The sequence below is a fragment of the Lentibacter algarum genome (assembly GCF_040580765.1).
Taxonomy (GTDB): Bacteria; Pseudomonadota; Alphaproteobacteria; order Rhodobacterales; family Rhodobacteraceae; genus Lentibacter; species Lentibacter algarum.
Genome location: NZ_CP158687.1, coordinates 701,620 through 721,113 on the forward strand (window position 1 = coordinate 701,620; position 19,494 = coordinate 721,113).

Below are 19,494 nucleotides of genomic sequence, written 5' to 3' on the forward strand. Positions count from 1 at the left end.
AATTAATGTGCAAGCGGTGCGTTGTTAGCCTAGTGACTTCGAGGTAAGTCCAGACTGACGATAGAAGGACGCGATATGAAAGAGCCAAAACCGAACCAAAAAGATGCATACGGTCTTATTTTGGAGGCGATTGATCGGGGGGTGTACCGTCCGGGTGATAGGTTGGTCGAGAACGAACTGGCCGAACGCTTTGGCGTGTCTCGCACCCCAATCCGTGAGGCATTGCAACGTCTAGAAACGCAATCCTTGCTAACACGTGACGGGCGTAGCCTGATTGTTGCCTCTCTTGACCACAACCAGATGGCCGAATTGTATTCTGTGCGTGCGGAGCTTGAAGGTTTGGCGGCTCAGCTGGCAGCCCGACACGCTACGGACGAAGAAATGCGAGTACTACGCGACATGATGGAAGAAGACCGTTTGTTGTTGGATGACCCGAATGCGCTCGCACAAGCCAATCGTCGTTTTCATAGGCAGATACATTTAGCGTCTCACAATAGGTTTTTAGTCCAACAGCTCAATCTGGTGCATCAATCTATGGCGCTTATGGCAACAACATCCCTCGCTGCAGAGGGACGCAGCACCAAGGCTCTTGAAGAACATGACATGATTGTCAAAGCCATTGAAGCACGCGATGAAGAGAAGGCACGAGAAGCTCTGAAGGCCCACATATCAAAAGCTTTTGTTACGCGCCTCAAACTTGATGCCGCCAAAACTAGCGGGTGACTCGTTACACTTTGCTCTGCGTGCGTTTTTGACAGAAAGCCCATGCTGGGTTTTGTCCCAGTAAAATGGCTTCACAATCAACTCGAACAAGGCCTTGTATGCGGCGAGTGCACCTAGTGGGTAGTAAAAATGCATGGTTGGGACCCAAAAGAACAGGTGCCGAAGCTCTGATTTTGAAACAGCTGTTGCGTTTATCAGTACGTTAATTAGCTCTATAGCCAGAAACGAGAGCCCTAAGACAACAAGAGTATTGTGAGAAACGAAAGCTTCCAGAGGGTGGGGAAGGCCAAACAAAACGAGCCAGAAACTCCACAATACAGGGGCTAGTACGAACTGTGACAATGCCGTTAAGAAATGTGCTTGAAAGCCAATAAAGCGCCAAGGACCAAGCTGTTTCAGCAGCTTTGATGGCTTTCTCATGTGGACAAGATAAGTGACCATGTACCCCTTGAGCCAACGAGAACGTTGACGAACCCATGGCCAAAGTCGACAATTTGCCTCTTCCCCAGTTCGCGTTGGGATTACATCTGTGCGATAGCCGTGCCGCGCAAGCCTGAACCCTAGGTCCGCATCTTCCGTTACATTGTGAGCATCCCAGCCCCCTAAAGCTTCGAGAACATCTCGCTTAAAAAATAGCGTTGTTCCACCTAGCGGTATTGCGAGGCCAAGGTTTGACATCCCGGGTAAAATCAAGCGAAACCAAGCTGCGTATTCAATTGTGAAGCACCGAGCCAGCCAGTTTTGTTTACTGTTATAGTAGTCCAATACGCCCTGTAAGCAGACAAGATCTGTGCCCGCTACGTGAAAGCGACTTGCCACCACTTCTAGCTGGTCGGGCGCTGGTGAATCTTCTGCATCCCAAATGCCGACAATATCACCCTTACAGAAGTCGAGAGCATAGTTCATCGCTCGTGGCTTCGTCTTTGGCGCACCTTCAGGAACTTCAATGACCCGCATCCATTGTGGAAAATTGTAGTCTGCCAATGCAGACTTAGTGAGCGCATCGTTTACTTCTACAATGAGATTTATATCAAGTAGTGCCTTGGGATAGCTCAGTGCGCTCAGCCGTTTCAGAAGATCTGAAACTATTTCTCGCTCTTTAAATAAAGGGATTAGTATCGAAATTGTTGGCAGCTGATCTTGAGGGCACGGAGGCGGTTTTTCATCGGGTTCAGTAGAGACTTCGGCGACATAGGCTGAGAGGCGCATGATGGCTGAGATAAATAGGGTTGCTATCGCCCAAATAGAAAAGAGCCCTAAGATGACATGGGGGAATATCGCGACCAACATTAAGAGCGCCGATATTCCAAACAGTGTCATCGCCAACCTTCGCCGGCTCGTGTGTACTTCCCATGTTCTACAGCTTTCGCTTTCGGATACGCGCGTGGAGGCTCGAGAGACTAAGGTTCCATTGTGATAGTGGATCAACCAGTCAAAAATCGCGTCATGCTTTGCGATGCCGATTTCAAACTGGCTAGGATCAACATCGACGTGAGAGAGAAATGAGCTGTAGTTCTCGTGGTTTGCGCAGAGCAGTACAGTTTTATCTGCTTCTTTTTGCCATGGCAGCACCCCGAAACGCAAAAGCAAAGCGGGGTCAAATAGAGTTGCTATACTTGGATCAGGGGGCGTCTTTACGATATCGACTATTCCAAGCTTTAAGAAACGAGCACTCGCTTGGGAAATTGTGTTTTTGTTTAGTCTACCCGTGGATTCAAGAGAGCTGATAACCGAGCAATTAAGACGCATGCTTTCGGTGCGGGCCTCTAAAAGCTCTCGAGAGGAAATGTATCCAGCCGAAACTAAAAAACGCCCAAAGCTCGACGGGGCTTCACATCCGTTATGTCTAGAGATGTACATACTGATTACTCTGAAAACGCAAAACTAACGTTCATAGAGTATTCAAACTTGGTTAACTTGATGTTAATCAAGTCTTAACAGTGGGTTAACGTGAGCTACCTCTGTTAAGACTTTGACATGTAATCTGCGAATTTTTCAAAAAGATAAAAGCTGTCTTGAGGACCAGGGCTTGCTTCTGGATGGTGTTGAACTGAGTAGACTGGTCTTCCATCAAGAGCGATCCCACAATTTGAACCATCAAACAATGAGACATGAGTTTGTCTTACGCCTGAGGGAAGAGACTGGGCATCTACTGCAAAGCCGTGGTTCATCGAGGTGATTTCGACCTTGCCTGTTTCTAAGTCCTTTACAGGGTGGTTTGCGCCATGATGACCGTGATTCATCTTTATCGTTTTCCCACCCAAAGCTAGTGCAAGCATCTGGTGGCCAAGACAAATTCCGAACACCGGTAGGTCTGTTGTTTCAAGAATTTCCTTGATCATGGGAACAGCGTAGACGCCTGTCGCTGCAGGATCGCCAGGGCCATTTGAAAGGAAAACGCCATCAGGATTGTGGGCCAGAATGTCTTGAGCAGTCGCATCGGCTGGAAGCACTACCACTTCGCAGCCAGTGGAAGCGAGGCACCGCAAAATGTTGCGCTTTGCACCGTAGTCAATCGCGACGACTTTATGCTTTGGTTCGGTTTGGGTTTGGTAGCCTTCAGGCCAAGCCCAGCGCATTTCGTCCCACCGGTAGGATTGTGAGCATGTAACCTGCTTTGCAAGGTCCATGCCTTCCAAACCTGCAAAATCACGAGCAGCCTTAACGAGAGCATCTGTGTCAAAATTTCCGCTTTCGTTGTGCTCAAGCGCTACGTGCGGTGCTCCCTGCTGTCGGATCGCGCGTGTTAGTCGCCGGGTATCAACGCCGCCGATTGCAATGCGCTTGCGTGATGCAAGCCAGCTAGACAGAGTTTCGGTGGAGCGCCAGCTGCTGGGCGACGTGGGATCCCACTTTACAACCATTCCTTCCGCAACAGGCTCTGCTGTTTCATCGTCCTCGGCGTTTACTCCCGTGTTTCCGATGTGAGGAAAGGTAAACGTGACGATCTGCCCAGCGTATGAAGGGTCCGTCATTATCTCTTGATAACCCGTCATTGCAGTGTTGAAGCATAGTTCTGCTACGCATCGGCCTGTTGCCCCAAAGCCGTGGCCGTAAAAAATTGTTCCATCAGCAAGCGCTAGACATGCGGTTGGATGCGAGGGGGTTGCCTGCGCCATGTGAGTCACTCCGTCTGGTAAATTTGCGTAGTCCTACGTCTGGTGGGACCGAGGGTCAAGGGCTCATGCAGCGGTTGTCAGTCTCCTCGCATTTCGTTAATGTCATTTAGCTGCAATGCAACCAAAGCCAAGGGCCAATAACAGATGCGCGACGAGATCAATGCTGCTCTAAAGCAAGCGATGAAAGACAAAAATAGTAACCGACTGTCAACGCTACGCCTTATCAGTGCTGCAATTAAGGACCGTGATATTGCTGCCAGAAGTGATGGTAATGATGCTAGAGTAAGCGATGAGGAGGTCCTTGCGATCTTAGTAAAGATGGTCAAGCAACGCCAAGAGAGCGCTAGGGTATATGAAGAAGGAAACCGGCTTGATCTTTCAGAACGCGAGCTTTCTGAGATTGTAATCATTGAAGAGTTTTTGCCTCGCCAACTCAGCGCAGAGAAGACCGAGGCTGTGATTGCTCAAGCGATTGCTGATACTGGTGCCGAGAGCATTCGGGACATGGGGAAAGTCATGGGTATCCTCAAATCCAAATACACGGGCCAGATTGATTTTGGTGCAGCGGGTGCGCTCGTAAAGGCCGCTTTGACCAAAAACTAATTACCACTACTAACCCTGAAGTACCGAAGTTCGATCTCATCAAACTATAACTTTGCACAACGCACGCTCGAGTGAGTGTGTGTTAATCAGTCGTTGATAGTTCCTTTCGCCATGTGAGCGGTCGCTCAAACATGGTGTTCGACCATAAATATTGGACGAAGAAAGGGAACGCATGAATAAAGTAGTTACAGATGGTGTGCTTTTAATGCCGCCAAAATTCGCAGCAGGGCTTGGTGTCTGGTCAAGTCAGGACGGAACACCTGGTTCGGATACATATGCGAACAATTTGAATGCGGCTATTGTCCCCGCAGACTCAGACTTTGGTGGATGTCTAGAGCTCGTAAAGACGGAGCCAGTTCAGGCATTGCGATATATGGGTGAAACCCCCCTTCTTCCTGAGTGTTACCTTCAGGTTCGCGTGAAAGTAAAAGCGGTCAGTGGACCCTTTCCGGCTGTGCGTATCGCAGCATGGGCTGGAGGGATTGGTGGGGCTCATGTGACAGGGGTTTTAGAGTATGGTCCCGCTATTGCGTTGGATACATATGGCGAGGTGGTCGAGGTCAGTGCTATTATAGGACCAGGCAATCGTGGTGGCGTCGATATGGTGTGGGGCGCACAGGCAACCTATGCGCATATTGGTCTGGATATTCTCGGAACGACAGGCGGAGTCGTCCGGATTGACGATGTAATTGTGGAAGACATTACAGCAGTCTTTATGCGCAACATGCTTGCGAGTGTTGACGTGCGAGATTTTGGTGCCGTGGGGGATGGCGTTTCAGATGACTTGGCTGCGTTTGAAGCAGCTGATGCCGCCGCTGAAGGGCGGACAGTGATCGTTTCTAAGGGCACATATTTCTTGGGTGACAATATGACGTTTGAAAGCCGAGTCCGATTTGAAGGAACTGTCACACTTGATGATGCGCATGTTCTCGCTTTGACAAAAAATTTCGATCTGCCAGCTTACATCGATGCTTTTGGCAACGAAGAGCAGGCCTTTAAAAAAGCACTTCAAGCCTTGTTTGATTCATCCGATCACGAATCGCTCGATATGGATGGACGGCGCATAAGGATTGACACACCAATTGATGTTCACAGCGTCATTGGGCGTGATCGTTATTCGACCCGACGCCACATCCACAATGGCCAATTTGACGTTTCCCCAGGCGCGGCATGGGATACCGAGGTGTTTTCAGCGCAAGGTACATATTCAAACTCAAACAGTTTCAAACTCACAGGTGTTACAAATATCGCAAGCATACCTGTTGGATCATTGGTCGAAGGCAATGGAGTCGGCAGAGAGGTATATGTTCGATCAAAGAATGTTGCGGCTCAAGAGTTAACACTCTCGCAGCGACCTTTCGATGCTGAGGGTACGCAAAACTACACGTTTCGCCGCTTCAAGTATGTTCTGGATTTCAGTGGCATGGAGGATCTTGATCGGTTTTCGATCAAAGATGTCGAGTTTCGTCTTCAGGGAGAGGCGAGTGGAATTCTACTTGCCCCCACTGGGCTGATTTTTTCTGTAGAAAACTGCTTTTTTACAGGCCCGAAAGACCGAGGGATTACAAGCCCGGGGGAAGGTTGTCAGGGTCTTCACGTCGATCGATGTCAGTTCCTGTCAGACGAAAATAATGTACCTGCACAAGACCGAGTTTCGATTGCGATGAACGCCAATGGCAATGATATAAAGCTGCGCAACAATCGTGTGGTTCGCTTTAAACACTTTGCCATTATTGCTGGCTCTGGCTCAATTATTACAGGAAATCACTTCTTCCAAGGGGACGGGGTTTCCAATGGCTTACGTCTCGCTGGAATCGTGCTGACTGGAACAAACTGTCGCGCAACAGTTGATGGAAACTATATCGATAATTGCTTTATTGAGTGGTCGAATGAGCACGACGATGAGCCAGAGTTCAATTCAGAATTTTCGTTTAGTCAGCTCAATATTTCCAACAATATTTTTCTAGCAAGTCATGTGGCGCCGTGGTTCAGCTATATTATCTTAAAGCCGCATGGGGCTGGGCATTTTATCAATGGCCTAAATGTCCAAGGTAACTTTTTCCGAATTATCGGAGGGACTATTGAACGTGTGGAGCGTATTGATACGAGCTTTGCCGACACTAATTTTAGCAGGATGAGGAACATCACCTGGCGAGACAATATGTACAATGCTGTTGATGTGGCCACTGTAAATCCGTTGATATCCACACACAGCCAAGAGACTGAAAGCGACAAGTGGATCGTATCTGGGAGCCCACAGCTACCTTTTGGGGGCTGGGCCCGCAAAGTTGAAGCGCTTGTCGCTGAAGGCCCCATTCGCAATGCAGTCAACGTCAAGCGATATGAAATGCCCTATGTTGACTTGGCTCAGGGGGCTGACAATGACACAATTCATGTCAATTGGAGCCAACCCGTGCGAGGGGATATTGTTATTTCCATGCGGATGGACACTCCGCTCTAGGCGTTTGTCTTCGGAGCGCTACCGTCGGGCGCTCCGAAGTTTAAAATTCTTTCCATATCCCGATTTTCAAACCGTACTCAGGCTCGCCAATCAAGTTTAGAGAGCCGCCAAGCTCCAAGTGGGTTGCGGAGCCCATCGGGATGGCAAGTGATGGCGCGAACCTCAAGAATTTGGGGTCACCTGCCTGTCGCCCGCTTTGCATCTGAAGAATGGTTTTGAAGCCCCCTGAAGAAGTGATGCCATATGTGAAGTCGGCCTTGAAGTCTGTCTTCTGGAGCCGAACATGGTGTTCGAACAACACGTCAATAGCCAACCAACCTGACGAATTGTGGTGGGCAAGCCCTCTCCCATAGAAAAGCCCTGGCCTAAGAATGAACTCTCCTGCGATTTCCCCAACTCCAAGTTCCGCCGCAAAATGATGCTTGTCTTTGAGTGCTAAAATTGGGTGGCGCAGAAAAGCGATAAGTTTGCTCTCTCCTGAAACGGAATGACCAAGATCAGCTCCAAAAGTGATGCTATCCGTCAATCCAAATTCCGAAAAATTACTGTAGTAGAAACTTGCGGGCTCAGTGAAGCTGGGGGCTGTCACTTGTAGAGATGTCATCGTGAAACCTTCTCCCTTGCTGCGCGACCAAGCGCCAGCATCGACAGTGCTGGCCAGCGCCAGAAAGAGAAAAAGGTAAAAATTCAACATAACAGGTCATCCATCGTTCATTTTGATTAAAATTAATGAAGGTTTGGTTAACACGCTTGAAGGGAAGCAATCGCGACTTATCTTGATAAAAACAGTAAGAAAGGTATTCGGATGAAGTGTCCTGTAGATGGTGAACTCCTAGTGATAACAGAGCGGAGCGGAGTCGAACTTGACTACTGTCCCCGCTGCCGCGGTGTTTGGCTTGATCGCGGAGAACTTGACAAGATTATCGATGTTGCGGCTGGCTCAAGTGCCTCTGCTCCGTTGGGTGGACCAGACACTCGGACGACTGCTCGTGAACAAAGTCAGCCATATCGTGAAGTTCGACGGGAGAACCCCCGAGAGGATGGTGGGACAAAACGCCGAAAAAAGCGGGGCGGGTTTGCTGACATTCTAGAGGATTTGTTCGATTTTGACTGACTTGGCACTCTCTTAAACCCCAAATGAGATCCTTCCCGCATTTGGGGAGGGTTTTGCATTTTGAGCCGTGCAATCGTTGCAAATTCGACTCAGAGCTTGAACTTAACCCGCTCACCACAAGGATACGTTTTTGACGGGCTTAAGATATGCCAGTTAGGCTCGAACCAAGGCAATAAGGAGAGTTTTTGATGAGAGTTATTCTGATTTTATCAACGATGACGGCCCTTTCCGGCTGTGGCGTGCCGTTTGTTCCGTTTATTTGATTTTGCGGCTCCCGTGACTGTGCGCGAGCATTTCTTGTTTTTGTAGGGCTATTTCGAGAAAATTCCGTCCCTCGATACAACAGTTCTTCTTAGGACGCCTCTTGTGTCGAGGGCTATCTCTGCAGATAATCAGTCTTGTTTTGTTTGGTACACGAAAGGAGTTTTTTATGCCTCGTTTTTTGGTGTCTATTTTATTGTGTGTGGTGATGGCCACGCCGACGATCGCTCAGGATTTGGTGGGCAGTTATGTTGCCTATATTGGGCGTGATGATCTCTACAGCTCGAAAGGCGTTCGCCTAACCGAACCTTGGCAAATATTGCGTCAAGACCGTGCAAATTACCACCGTTTTGGCATCCGCCAAAGGGGCGATGAAAGCGACAGCTTTTTCAACAACATGGAAAATCGTGGCATCATGGAACGCATGATCATGAATGGATCAATTGACAGTTCTGCTGCGCGTATTTTGCTTGAAGGGGGAGCCACTGTTTTTGTGCGAATTTATGGCAGTGGTAGTCGTGGCACGTCTGTTCATGTCACCGTTGTACGATAATGCTTCGTAGTTTTACCGCATAAAATAAGATCGCTGGTATTTCGCGTAGATAGGATTTGATAATCTTGCGGCGATTGGAGCCCTTAAGGGGAGGGCAGTCTGTTTTGTAATTTAAACGGAGAGCGCGTGCTGTCATGCTGGCGCGTAAAGCGTGATATTTATCTGTGACGATTATGAGCTGATCCCATTGAATACTGGGGTGCTGGTCTAATGCGCAGACAAAATTTTCTAAAGTTGTTTGCGCGTTTTCCTCCAATAGCACGTTTGAAGGATTGATCCCAAATGAGTAGCATATCTGCGCGGCAACATGTGCTTCGCTAGGTGGGTTTTGGCCTATTCCACCAGTCAATAAAATTCGATCCACCTGACCATCCAGATACAGCGCTGCGGCATGTTTGGCGCGCCGCTCAAGTGTGGGCGAGGCCAATCCATTGGGCCCTACGGCTGCGCCTAGCATGATTGCAGTGCGCATCTACCGCCCCCTACGTTTCACATTTCCACCCCGTTGCCCTGGCTTGCCAGCCGTTGAGCGGCCGCGTGCTTTGGTGGCTTCGGCGCCAGCGGCCTCAATGGCGGATTGGCGCGCCAAGGGGTCATCGTGGACGGCCAAATCGACGGCTTCGAGCCGTTTCACCTCGTCGCGCAGCCTTGCGGCTTCTTCGAACTCCAGATTTTCCGCAGCTTTGCGCATGTCGGTGCGCAGGCCGTCGAGGATTGCTTTGAGGTTGCTACCTTGCAGGGCAGGGTCGATCTGTGCGGTGACGCGGTTCATGTCGACATCGCCTTGGTAGAGGCCAGACAGGATGTCATCGACGTTCTTCTTCACAGTTTCGGGTGTGATCCCATGTTCAATATTATAGGCAATCTGTTTTTCGCGGCGACGGTCTGTCTCGCCCATGGCGCGCTCCATCGAGCCGGTGATTTTGTCGGCATACATGATCACGCGGCCCTCGGCGTTGCGCGCTGCGCGACCGATTGTCTGGATGAGCGAGGTTTCGGAGCGCAAAAAACCCTCTTTGTCGGCGTCCAGAATGGCAACAAGGCCGCATTCGGGAATGTCGAGGCCCTCACGCAGAAGGTTGATCCCGATCAGTACATCGAACGCGCCAAGGCGCAGATCACGTAGGATTTCGATCCGTTCGAGAGTGTCGATTTCAGAGTGCATGTAGCGCACACGCACACCTTGCTCATGCATGTATTCGGTCAAGTCCTCAGCCATGCGCTTGGTGAGGGTGGTGCAGAGCACGCGGTAGCCAGCGGCGGCCACACGTTTTACTTCATCGAGCAGGTCGTCCACCTGTGTTTCAACAGGGCGTATCTCGATCATCGGGTCCAAAAGCCCTGTGGGGCGGATCACTTGCTCGGCAAAGACCCCGCCTGACTGCTCAAGCTCCCATTTTGACGGAGTTGCCGAAACAAAGACGGATTGGGAGCGCATCGCGTCCCACTCCTCAAACTTCAATGGGCGGTTGTCCATGCAAGAGGGCAGGCGGAAGCCATGCTCAGAAAGCGTGAACTTGCGGCGGTAGTCGCCCTTATACATGCCGCCAATTTGGGGCACAGAAACGTGGCTTTCGTCGGCAAAGACGATTGCATTGTCTGGGATAAACTCGAAAAGAGTGGGGGGCGGCTCACCTGTCAGGCGACCCGTCAGATAGCGCGAGTAGTTTTCGATCCCGTTGCAGAAGCCTTGGGCCTCCATCATCTCAAGGTCAAAATTGGTCCGCTGCTCAAGGCGCTGGGCTTCGAGGAGCTTGCCTTCGTTCGTGAATTGATCCAGCCGCACGCGCAGCTCTTTTTTGATTTGCTGGATGGCTTGAAGGAGCGTTGGCTTGGGCGTCACGTAGTGTGAATTCGCGTAAACGCGGACTTTGTCCATGCTGCCGGCTTTTTCGCCTGTGAGTGGATCGATTTCTTGAATGCTCTCGAGCTCTTCGCCAAAGAAGCTGAGTTTCCATGCGCGGTCATCAAGGTGAGCGGGCCAAATCTCGAGGCTGTCGCCGCGCACGCGGAAGGAGCCTCGCTGAAAACCAGCATCGTTGCGCTTGTATTGCTGCGCCACGAGGTCGGCCATGACAGAGCGTTGGTCATAGCTTTCGCCCACGATTAGGTCTTGTGTCATTGCGCCGTAGGTTTCGACAGAGCCAATCCCGTAAATGCAGGAGACAGATGCCACGATGATGACATCGTCGCGCTCAAGCAAAGCGCGCGTGGCCGAGTGGCGCATGCGGTCGATCTGTTCGTTGATCTGACTTTCTTTCTCGATGAACGTGTCAGAGCGGGCGACATAGGCTTCGGGCTGGTAATAGTCATAAAAACTGACGAAATATTCGACTGCGTTGTCGGGGAAGAAGCCTTTCATCTCGCCATATAGCTGCGCTGCGAGGGTCTTGTTTGGGGCAAGGATAATCGCTGGGCGCTGAGTTTCTTCAATGACTTTGGCCATTGTGAATGTCTTGCCAGTGCCGGTTGCGCCAAGCAGAACTTGGTTGCGCTCGCCGTCCTTGATCCCTTCACTCAGCTCCGCGATAGCACGGGGCTGATCGCCTGCTGCGGTAAACGGGGTGTGCATCACGAAACGCTTACCACCTTCGAGCTTTTCACGGCTGCGCACATCACCTGAGGGGGCGTTTGTTAGGGCGGGGGAGGCATCTGTATGGACGTGGGGCATTCTGGGCGCTCGCGATTGGTGCAGTCTTCTAACTTGATGGATCGAGGGCAAATTGCAAGGCCAAGCGAGGTGCTTTCTCAGGTGTCTTTGGCGGACAAAGCATAAGGTTGCTTGCTTTTGTATCTTGCGGGACGGCGGCAAATCCTTGATAAACGAGCGCAAGTCAAAGGAGCTGGCCTCATGCGTGCACGTATCTACAAACCCGCCCGTAACGCGATGCAATCTGGTAGTGCGAAATCAAAGCGCTGGGTGCTTGAGTTTGCGCCTGCGTCGCCTCGCGAAGTTGACCCTTTGATGGGCTGGACGTCCTCAAACGATACGCAATCGCAAGTAAAGCTGCGCTTTGACAGCAAGGAAGCAGCGCTTGAGTATGCTCAAGAGAACGGCATTGAAGCAGTTGTATCCGAGCCTAAGACACGAAAAGCCAATATTCGCGCGGGTGGCTATGGCGAGAATTTTGCCACACACCGCCGCACAGTTTGGACGCACTGAGCCTTTTTGGGCGCTTTTTGTTGCGAAAATTCAGTTCAATAGCTAAGATTTACTCATAAAAACCAAGAAAATTGGTGATATGGGCAGTCAAATCGAGCGATCTCTCCGGCAAGGCAGCTGGGCGAGTGGTCAACATGAAACTATGGAAAAGCAGATCAGCGCGCTTGGGTGGCTGAGCTTTTTGGCGTCGTTTTGCCCGCTTCACCGCAGCTATCAGGGCGGTGCATTGGCAGAGCTCTTTATACCCGCGATCAACAATGACTGTGTGCGTTTTTTCAAGAATGATGCGGGGCAAATCTGCGCGGCGCTGATCTGGGCGCGCTTGTCAGACGACGTCAGTGAGCGGATGGTGTTTGAGCGCAAGCCGCCGCAGGCATCTGAGTGGACGAGTGGAAAAAACCTCTGGTTTCTTGATATTCTTGCGCCTTTCAATCACGGAACACTGATTGCCCGTCATATCGCGCGGCAGCCGCCTGACGGCCCGTTCTTCTTTGCGCGTTTGGGGCCCGATGGGCAGGTGCGTAAGATCGTGCGGGGGGATGCGAGCAATCGCAAGCAGCGTGTGAAAGCCTATTTTGTCGATGCAAATACGTCGCTAGGGGAGGGATTTTAAGTGGGTATCCCGTTGGCAGGCACAGGCAGTGTCACGGAGGACACGAGTGTTTCAGGCAGTGGACTGCTGACGGCGACTGGGGATGTAGACTACCTTTTTGGTTCGGACGCTGGCCAATGGACGGCGCAAACCATCACTGGTCTATATGGCAGTGCGCTCACGATTGATACAAACGGTGTCTGGACCTATACGGCGACCAACGCCAATGGAACGCTTCAGGCGCTCAATACAGGTGATACGCTGACGGAGGTCTTCACGGTTTCCTCGACCGGGGGCAACACGACAATCACCATAACGATCAACGGGCTTGATGAGCCGCCCTGTTTTGCAGCTGGGACGCTGATTGAGACGCCTGAGGGCGCGCGGCCTGTAGAGGCGCTACGGAGAGGCGATACTGTGCTAACACGTGACAGTGGTGCGCAGCCTCTGCGCTGGGTGGGAAAGCGGTGCATCACGCTTGATGATCCTGCCGATAAAGCCTTTCAGCCCGTACGCTTGCGCGCAAACTGTTTGGGGCAGGGCATGCCTAAGCGCGATGTGCTTGTGTCGCCCAATCACCGCGTTTTGTTACGTGATCCGATGGTTGAGATCATCACGGGGCAGAAAGAAGTACTCTGTGCGGCGCATTTCCTGATCAATGGACAAACGATCGTGCGTGAGCCTGTGGGACAGATCATCTACCATCATCTTTTGTTTGATAAGCATGAAATCGTGATCTCGAGCGGATGCGAGAGTGAAAGCTTTTTCCCTGGAGAGATTGGACTTAACAGCCTTGAAGAAGAGGCGCGGTGGGAAGTGATGGAGCTTTTGACTTTGAACTGCGGGGGTGGTGCGGGCTACGGAGAGACTGCTCGGCCCGTACTAAAGCAGCATGAAGGGGCGCTTTTACGTGAATTTTTTAGCCCTGAGCAGAAATTCTTGGCCCGACTCACGGCGGAAGCCGCCTGAGGCCTTGCCTTTGGTCCGCGCTTTGCGCAATACGTGCGCATGCGGTCCTGTAGCTCAACTGGATAGAGCAGCTGACTTCTAATCAGCAGGTTGAGGGTTCGAGTCCTTCCGGGATCGCCATATTTTAAAAGCTTTTTTGTTGAAGCTGCTTTCCTGTGTGTCCAATCGGGAAACGCTGGGGAAACTTTTTGTGGCGTAGCATTTCAGAATCGCGATGCACCAAGTGCGCTGGGAAAAAGATCTTTGTTCTTGATTGTTATCCAGGGGGGGGGGCGAAAATTAGGCCGCCAGTTATTGCTAGTGTTGATGGGCTTACAATTTTTTCCTCAAAGGCTCTATGAAATATATGGCTCTCGTGTACGTTTGCATTTGGAAGTTTAATAATAAGGTTAAATCACATGAGCCTTACCTGCAGCATCAGGCTGTTTGTTATTATCACGCTATCGATATTTTGCATTTCGGCAAGTGATCTTGCGGCGCAGCCAAAAGCGTACATACTCGTTGATGCTGATACCGGTGAGGTGTTGGCAGAGGATAGTGCTGATCTACGCTTGCATCCTGCTGGTTTGACAAAATTGATTACGCTATATGCGGCGTTTTATGCAGTGCAGCGTGGAGAGGTCGAGTTAGATGATATTATAACGATCTCTTCCCATGCCGCTAATGAGCCTCCTGTTGAGTTGGGTCTTAAGGCTGGCATGAAAATAAAATTTAGATATCTTTTGAGGGCCGCAGGAGTGCAGGGGGCGAACGATGCGGCAACCGCGATTGCTGAAGTAATAGCTGGATCTGAAAAATCTTTTTCAAGCGAGCTAAATGTACTTTCAACTGAGTTAGGACTAAGCCGGAGTGCGTGGAAAAATCCCCATGGTTTGACGGAGGCAGGGCACTTCTCAACAGCCCGAGACATAAGTGTTTTGATTATGAAGCACAAAGAAAGCTTTCCTGAGTATTTTAATCTCTTCGGGAGAAGATCTGCTGACGCTGGTTTGCGAATGGTTGCCAATAGTGCAAGACGTTTGCTTGCAGGTGTAAGGGGTGTCGAAGCCGCACAATATGGCTATACCAGAGCTGCTGGACATAATGGTGCAGTATACGTCAGTCGTGAAGGCCGCAGTTTAGTGGCGGTAGTGTTTGGAGCTGCTACTACGTTAGATCTAATCGATGACTTGAACCAGGTTATAGAGCTGCGCCTTGCGGCGGAAATGTAAGCTGAGGTTGGGCTTCTAGGGAAGATATAGAATGGAAATTGTTGGTAAAGTAATATGCTGTTTGCCAAGAAAAACAGGTAAGTCAGCTAGCGGCGAGTGGCAAAAAAAAGATTATGTTCTTGAAACTGAAGGGCAGTACCCGAAAAAGATATGCTTCATGGTTTGGGGGGACAAAATTGACCAATTCGCAATCGTGGAAGGTGAACTTCTAAGTGTGTCAATCGACTTAGAGAGTAAGGAGTACAACGGTCGTTGGTATACAGATGTGAAAGCATGGAGGATATCTCGCGATCTAGGTGCACAGGGCGGTGTTAACTCAGTTCATCAAGCCGACGAGCTGGACGGTCCATTTGGTAGCCTCGATGGTGACACTATACCGTTCTGAGTAAATATTTTTGAAGCTTTGCTAAATATGATTTTTGAGTATTTCAACTATCAGGCAGTATGGGCATGTAGTAGCCATCACCTGGCTAATCCCATCCAGCACTGAGTTCTTAACTGAGGGGGCAGAATGTCGCCTTTTTTGTTAACGAGAGAAGCACAAAGAAAATTTGGTTATTTATATAATCAAAATATCTAATTTCGTGACGCTGATTTGCATTGGGAGACTAATTAATTGCCTTCGTTTTGTGCTGGATATTTTCCAGGGGACCTTTTGTTTGAAGTTGATGGCTTGTTAAACACACCCAAACCAGTTCCGTCATTTGTTGCCAATACATTTTCTATTTTGACAAGGGGTGCACCCACTCGGCCTTCGCCCAAAATTTTAAAAAGCATGTTTCCGAGTTGCAAAGAACCTGAAACACAATGGGTTCAAATCAAAAATAAGCATCTTTGTTTAATCTCAAAAAATACACCGATGTGGTGCGACACAATCCTCGGTAGCGACGATGGTGACAATCCTGCGTTACATTTTTTTGAACATGTCCTGGCGGCAGAACTCCCAAAATTTGCGTTTATTCGGAAACTTCTAATTCCGGAGTACCCACTTTTTGAAAAACTCAATGCGCCAATGTCATTGAGGTCGGGAGTGAACGAAGAGAAAGTTGACTTCTACCTTCCACAGGCAAATCTCGTAATTGAGATAGACGGTTCCCAGCATTTAGATTTAGGGCAAAAGAGCAAAGATATTTCGCGTGATCGGTTTCTCAGAAGATTTGGGATAGAGACTTTAAGATTAACTACCCGCGAATTAAAAAAACCCAGTGCTGAGTTCTATAAATTTTTTGATCAATTAAACGCTCATTGCGAGTCTAGCTTTGCGTTAAGTTTATATAAGGACGCTCTAGATTCACAGCGCTTGCCTACGGAGCATAGTCTCACTGCATCTATACGCCTTCAAATAGCAATGATTTGTGCCATTTCTCATGGGCAGCTTAAGCTTGATGGATCGCCGTGGCATTTGGACGTCACCCAAGATTTCGAATTAGACTTGTCCATGGATTGGGTTCAGGCTGCGCTTGAAGAGTTGTTTCATTGGTTCTCCTTGTTTGCTCGTTTGGCGCATTTGGATTTTCAGCGGCCAAAAATCCGCCTTTCTGTTAACGGCCTTCGTTTTGATATTCGTTTGTTTGATCGTCCAGATGATCGCATTCTGCAGGAGAAAGTAATTACTGTGCGAACTAGCCCAGTACAAAGCCTCCCTTTTATAGCGAATACCAAGCCAGATTTGAAAATTTTGGATATCCAAAATCTTGGAATTTCTAGCTTTGCTTCTTTAGACAAGCCTGATTACGCTTTGATCCAACCGAACTCTGAAGACTTGTCTGAGCTAACATTTCAGGTTTTTGGCCACGAGGCTTTTAGGCCAGGACAGGAGGCGTTAATTTTGAACGCTCTCTCTGGTCAAAAATCACTAGGTCTTATGCCGACTGGCGGAGGTAAGTCTTTATGTTTTCAAGTACCAGCTTTGCTAAGGTCAGCGATAACTGTTGCAGTTGTGCCAATTAAAGCACTTGGCCGAGATCATTGTGCTGAACTTGATGCGGCGGGCTTTAGCGGGCGTTCCATAAATATTGACAGTGATATGCCTAAATCCTTTCTCGAGGCTGTGGTGGCCCCTAGGATTGCTGAGGGTGCAATAAGATTTGTATTTGTTTCGCCTGAGAGGTTTCAGACTGATTTTTTTCGTAATTTGCTAACGAATCTTATTCAGACAGATCGTCTGGGAATGTTTGTAATTGATGAAGTTCATTGCATGAGTGAGTGGGGGCATGACTTCAGAACATCATATTTGACTCTTCCTGGCACGTTGAAAGAGATTGCTAAGGAAGTACCTGTTATGGGCTTAACCGCAACTGCAAGTGTTAATGTCCTACAAGATATACAGGCCGAGTTTGAAATACCTGACAGTCTGGTTGCTTACGAAATGCATCGTAGCCGAACCGAGTTAAACTTTTCAATTAAACAGGGCCCAGCATCTTTTTCCCAGGTGTCGGCTGCAGTGAAGCAGTTGATAGAACAGCGTTCAACTGATGAGCAAGAGCCCGTCCATATATTCACGCGATATGTTAATGGAAGGAGTGGTGTTCAGAGTGTCGCAGAGGCCCTCATTAGAGAGAATGCAGGTTTACGAGTAGGAATTTTTTCTGGAAGTGAGCCTGAAAAATTTGATTTTTCACAAGCATTTACTTGGCTTCGATCACCGACAAAACTTCAATCCAGCACCTATGAAACCTATAAATCAGCAGTTCAAGGTTTATGGAAAGCAAACGAACTCGATGTCGTAGTAACAACAAAAGCTTTTGGTATGGGCGTCAACAAGGCAAATGTGAGACATACTCTGCACGCAGGCATGCCAAGCTCAATGGAAGCTTTTTATCAGGAAGCTGGACGAGCTGGTCGTGATCGAATGAGTGCAACTTGCCACATGCTTGTTAAACCTGAGCGAGACGATGCGGCTCAAATATTCGAGAAGCTCCGCACGGATCTGACATTAGCTAACATCGAGAAATATTTAAAATATGATACCTCTGGTAAAGAACTATACCCTAATGATCGCGGTGATTTGCGAGCTCAGCTTTGGTTTTTATCGCAAGGTGTCATAGACAGTGACAAAGAAGTTGAGCTCGTTGTACACGCGATCAAGCTTTTAAGCTCTGATGAGCAGAATGAGATTTTGCTAAAAGCTAGGGATTTTGAAACTTTACGCTCTGGTTCTGAGCGCCTTCAGTTAACCTTATATCGCATTTATCAGATGGGGTTGATTGGTCCTTGGACAGTCGTGGATTGGGGGCGTCCAGGCCAAGCAGTTCAGGCTTGTCTTGTAACAAAGACAAACGCTTGTTTCGAGGATGCATGTGCCTCTGTAAAGCAACGAATACAATCTATTGACGGCAAATCGGCAGAGATTTCCTCTATTGATAGATTGATAAAAGCTTCAGGTGAGTGTGGAGATTGGAGGGGCTTGAGCGTTGAGCTGATCCTATGGGTTCGTAGGAAACATTGGGATAGTCGCTTGCAGTCGACGTGGAATCTATATTCGAAAAGTGTGCAGTTTGACGCCAGTCAGGCGGCAACGTTTCGTGAAGAGTTGGAAGCATTTTTTAAAGTTGACAAAAATGTATTTGAACTTGCTGCCCTTCGTGACGCTTCAGTTGAAGATGCAGTATCTATTTTGAATGGACTTCTTAAAAATATGGTTAAAGGTGATGCTGAGTCCAAATCACAACAAAAAATGCTCTCGCTTCAAATTGCTCGATTGCTTGAGGGAACACAGGATAGCAAAGGGCTGAATTTGGGTGCTGCAATCCTTCTGTTGCTCACCAATACTGAGGCGGCCCTGGAGGCAGAGAACCGTTTCAATTCTGCTGTAGGTGACGGTGCGCTTGAGTTTTGGAATAGCTTCGGTCAAGGTTTGCTTAATAAGGTTGCGTCATTAGATGATCATGCATGCGACATGATTGGGGAGTGGTTAATGCGATTTAGTCCCGGTAGGCGTGCTTTAATTGGCATTCAAAAGGGTATCCCTGCAAAGGCAGTAGAAGAGGCGCTATTTATAGATTTAGCCTCAGAACTTACAGCGATAATATGAGGATCTAATGTCTTTTGAAAAGGGCTTTGAGGCCATTGAAGAAATTACAAATTCAAGTGATAAACTACTGTCTTATGTGAACAAAGTGGAAGCACTAGAGGCTCGTCTCTCCAAGTCCGTGGATTTGATTTCACGACTTGAAAGTGCCCTTCAAAGTGCTGACAATGCGTTTAGCGGAGCAGAGAACGCGACGCTTGCGCTCAAGAAAAGCAGTGAAGACATAGAAGCGTTAGCGCAAAGTTTGCCAGATCACGCAGAAGCTGCAATCTTTCGATCTGAAGAACGGATATCAAAACATGTTGACCAGATGACTAAAGTCCTAAGCTCACTTCCAGAGTTATTGGAATCGGCTGTTGCAAAAAAGCTAGATGGAAAGTTCGAAGAGCTGGAAGTACGTGTTAGCAACTCTCTTCGAGAAGAGCTGAAAGATACTCGTGCAGCTTTACGTGATGCTATGGAAGTCAACGCTCGAAATCAGGTATCACATCTAGAAGCAATGTCTGAAAATTTAATATCCGAGATGCCCCGAGGTTTATTCGGACGCCCTAAAAAGCGCGATTGATCGTCTGAGCATTTACTCACGATATAATGAGGCAGGTCTGAACGTTATACCAGTAGCTTTTGGTTGGTGGTGTATGTTTTGGATGTAAACTACGTTGGTTAAATCTTGCCTTTTAGATGCTACTCTTTGC

General features: G+C 48.9%; 17 protein-coding genes and 1 tRNA gene. 13 read left to right on the top strand and 5 right to left on the bottom strand.

Features of this window, described 5'->3' with window-relative positions; genetic code table 11:
- Window positions 1-75 precede the first annotated feature (75 nt).
- On the top strand, window positions 76-723 hold the full coding sequence (locus tag DSM117340_RS03465) for a GntR family transcriptional regulator (protein ID WP_089887895.1): 648 nt from the start codon (window positions 76-78) through the stop codon (window positions 721-723).
- Here the strand turns inward: DSM117340_RS03465 and DSM117340_RS03470 are convergent.
- Together DSM117340_RS03470 and carA are read right to left on the bottom strand one after the other, a co-directional pair.
- The gene (locus tag DSM117340_RS03470; protein WP_245724348.1) at window positions 670-2,583 is read right to left on the bottom strand and encodes a glycosyltransferase family 2 protein; all 1,914 of its coding nucleotides are present in this window, start codon (window positions 2,581-2,583) and stop codon (window positions 670-672) included. The two genes, DSM117340_RS03465 and DSM117340_RS03470, sit on opposite strands and share 54 nt — an antisense overlap.
- Window positions 2,584-2,687: 104 nt before the next feature.
- Complete coding sequence (carA, locus tag DSM117340_RS03475) at window positions 2,688-3,842, bottom strand: glutamine-hydrolyzing carbamoyl-phosphate synthase small subunit (RefSeq protein WP_089887898.1); 1,155 nt, start codon at window positions 3,840-3,842, stop codon at window positions 2,688-2,690.
- Between the two features lie 144 nt (window positions 3,843-3,986).
- On the opposite strand from carA, the gene DSM117340_RS03480 reads away from it, so the two are divergent.
- Both DSM117340_RS03480 and DSM117340_RS03485 read left to right on the top strand, forming a co-directional pair.
- Entirely contained in the window at window positions 3,987-4,445 is a 459-nt protein-coding gene (locus DSM117340_RS03480) for a GatB/YqeY domain-containing protein (protein ID WP_089887899.1), read from the top strand.
- 172 nt (window positions 4,446-4,617) lie between these two features.
- A complete protein-coding gene (locus tag DSM117340_RS03485; RefSeq protein WP_089887901.1) occupies window positions 4,618-6,906 on the top strand; it encodes a glycosyl hydrolase family 28-related protein in 2,289 nt (762 codons plus the stop codon).
- A gap of 40 nt (window positions 6,907-6,946) precedes the next feature.
- On the opposite strand, the gene DSM117340_RS03490 is transcribed toward DSM117340_RS03485, so the two are convergent.
- Window positions 6,947-7,510: a hypothetical protein gene (locus DSM117340_RS03490; RefSeq protein ID WP_354689855.1), complete on the bottom strand. Its 564-nt coding sequence runs from the start codon at window positions 7,508-7,510 to the stop codon at window positions 6,947-6,949.
- 201 nt (window positions 7,511-7,711) lie between these two features.
- Between DSM117340_RS03490 and DSM117340_RS03495 the strand changes: the two genes are divergently transcribed.
- Both DSM117340_RS03495 and DSM117340_RS03500 read left to right on the top strand, forming a co-directional pair.
- Window positions 7,712-8,020 carry a zf-TFIIB domain-containing protein gene (locus DSM117340_RS03495; protein ID WP_089887904.1) on the top strand — a complete coding sequence of 103 codons (309 nt, stop codon included), beginning with the start codon at window positions 7,712-7,714 and terminating at the stop codon, window positions 8,018-8,020.
- A 430-nt stretch (window positions 8,021-8,450) separates the two neighbouring features.
- A complete protein-coding gene (locus DSM117340_RS03500) occupies window positions 8,451-8,834 on the top strand; it encodes a hypothetical protein (RefSeq protein WP_089887905.1) in 384 nt (127 codons plus the stop codon).
- Here the strand turns inward: DSM117340_RS03500 and DSM117340_RS03505 are convergent.
- Together DSM117340_RS03505 and uvrB are read right to left on the bottom strand one after the other, a co-directional pair.
- A complete protein-coding gene (locus DSM117340_RS03505; RefSeq protein ID WP_089887907.1) occupies window positions 8,818-9,306 on the bottom strand; it encodes a YdcF family protein in 489 nt (162 codons plus the stop codon). The two genes, DSM117340_RS03500 and DSM117340_RS03505, sit on opposite strands and share 17 nt — an antisense overlap.
- Window positions 9,307-11,505, bottom strand: a complete 2,199-nt coding sequence (gene uvrB, locus DSM117340_RS03510; protein WP_089887908.1) for an excinuclease ABC subunit UvrB — start codon at window positions 11,503-11,505, stop codon at window positions 9,307-9,309.
- A gap of 180 nt (window positions 11,506-11,685) precedes the next feature.
- On the opposite strand from uvrB, the gene DSM117340_RS03515 reads away from it, so the two are divergent.
- The 8 genes from DSM117340_RS03515 to DSM117340_RS03550 all read left to right on the top strand — a co-directional run bounded on the left by DSM117340_RS03515 (window position 11,686) and on the right by DSM117340_RS03550 (window position 19,364).
- Window positions 11,686-11,997, top strand: coding sequence for an ETC complex I subunit (locus DSM117340_RS03515; protein ID WP_089887910.1), 312 nt, complete (start codon window positions 11,686-11,688; stop codon window positions 11,995-11,997).
- A gap of 142 nt (window positions 11,998-12,139) precedes the next feature.
- Window positions 12,140-12,610: a toxin-activating lysine-acyltransferase gene (locus DSM117340_RS03520; RefSeq protein WP_218140866.1), complete on the top strand. Its 471-nt coding sequence runs from the start codon at window positions 12,140-12,142 to the stop codon at window positions 12,608-12,610.
- Entirely contained in the window at window positions 12,611-13,558 is a 948-nt protein-coding gene (locus tag DSM117340_RS03525; RefSeq protein WP_089887914.1) for a Hint domain-containing protein, read from the top strand.
- Window positions 13,559-13,601: 43 nt separating this feature from the next.
- Window positions 13,602-13,678, top strand: a tRNA-Arg gene (locus DSM117340_RS03530).
- A 278-nt stretch (window positions 13,679-13,956) separates the two neighbouring features.
- Window positions 13,957-14,769 (top strand): serine hydrolase, encoded by an 813-nt coding sequence (locus DSM117340_RS03535; protein ID WP_354689856.1) that lies wholly within the window; start codon window positions 13,957-13,959, stop codon window positions 14,767-14,769.
- Between the two features lie 31 nt (window positions 14,770-14,800).
- On the top strand, window positions 14,801-15,154 hold the full coding sequence (locus DSM117340_RS03540) for a DUF3127 domain-containing protein (RefSeq protein WP_354689857.1): 354 nt from the start codon (window positions 14,801-14,803) through the stop codon (window positions 15,152-15,154).
- Between the two features lie 270 nt (window positions 15,155-15,424).
- Window positions 15,425-18,802, top strand: coding sequence for a DEAD/DEAH box helicase (locus DSM117340_RS03545; RefSeq protein ID WP_354689858.1), 3,378 nt, complete (start codon window positions 15,425-15,427; stop codon window positions 18,800-18,802).
- A gap of 7 nt (window positions 18,803-18,809) precedes the next feature.
- Window positions 18,810-19,364 carry a hypothetical protein gene (locus DSM117340_RS03550; RefSeq protein WP_354689859.1) on the top strand — a complete coding sequence of 185 codons (555 nt, stop codon included), beginning with the start codon at window positions 18,810-18,812 and terminating at the stop codon, window positions 19,362-19,364.
- Window positions 19,365-19,494: the final 130 nt, after the last annotated feature.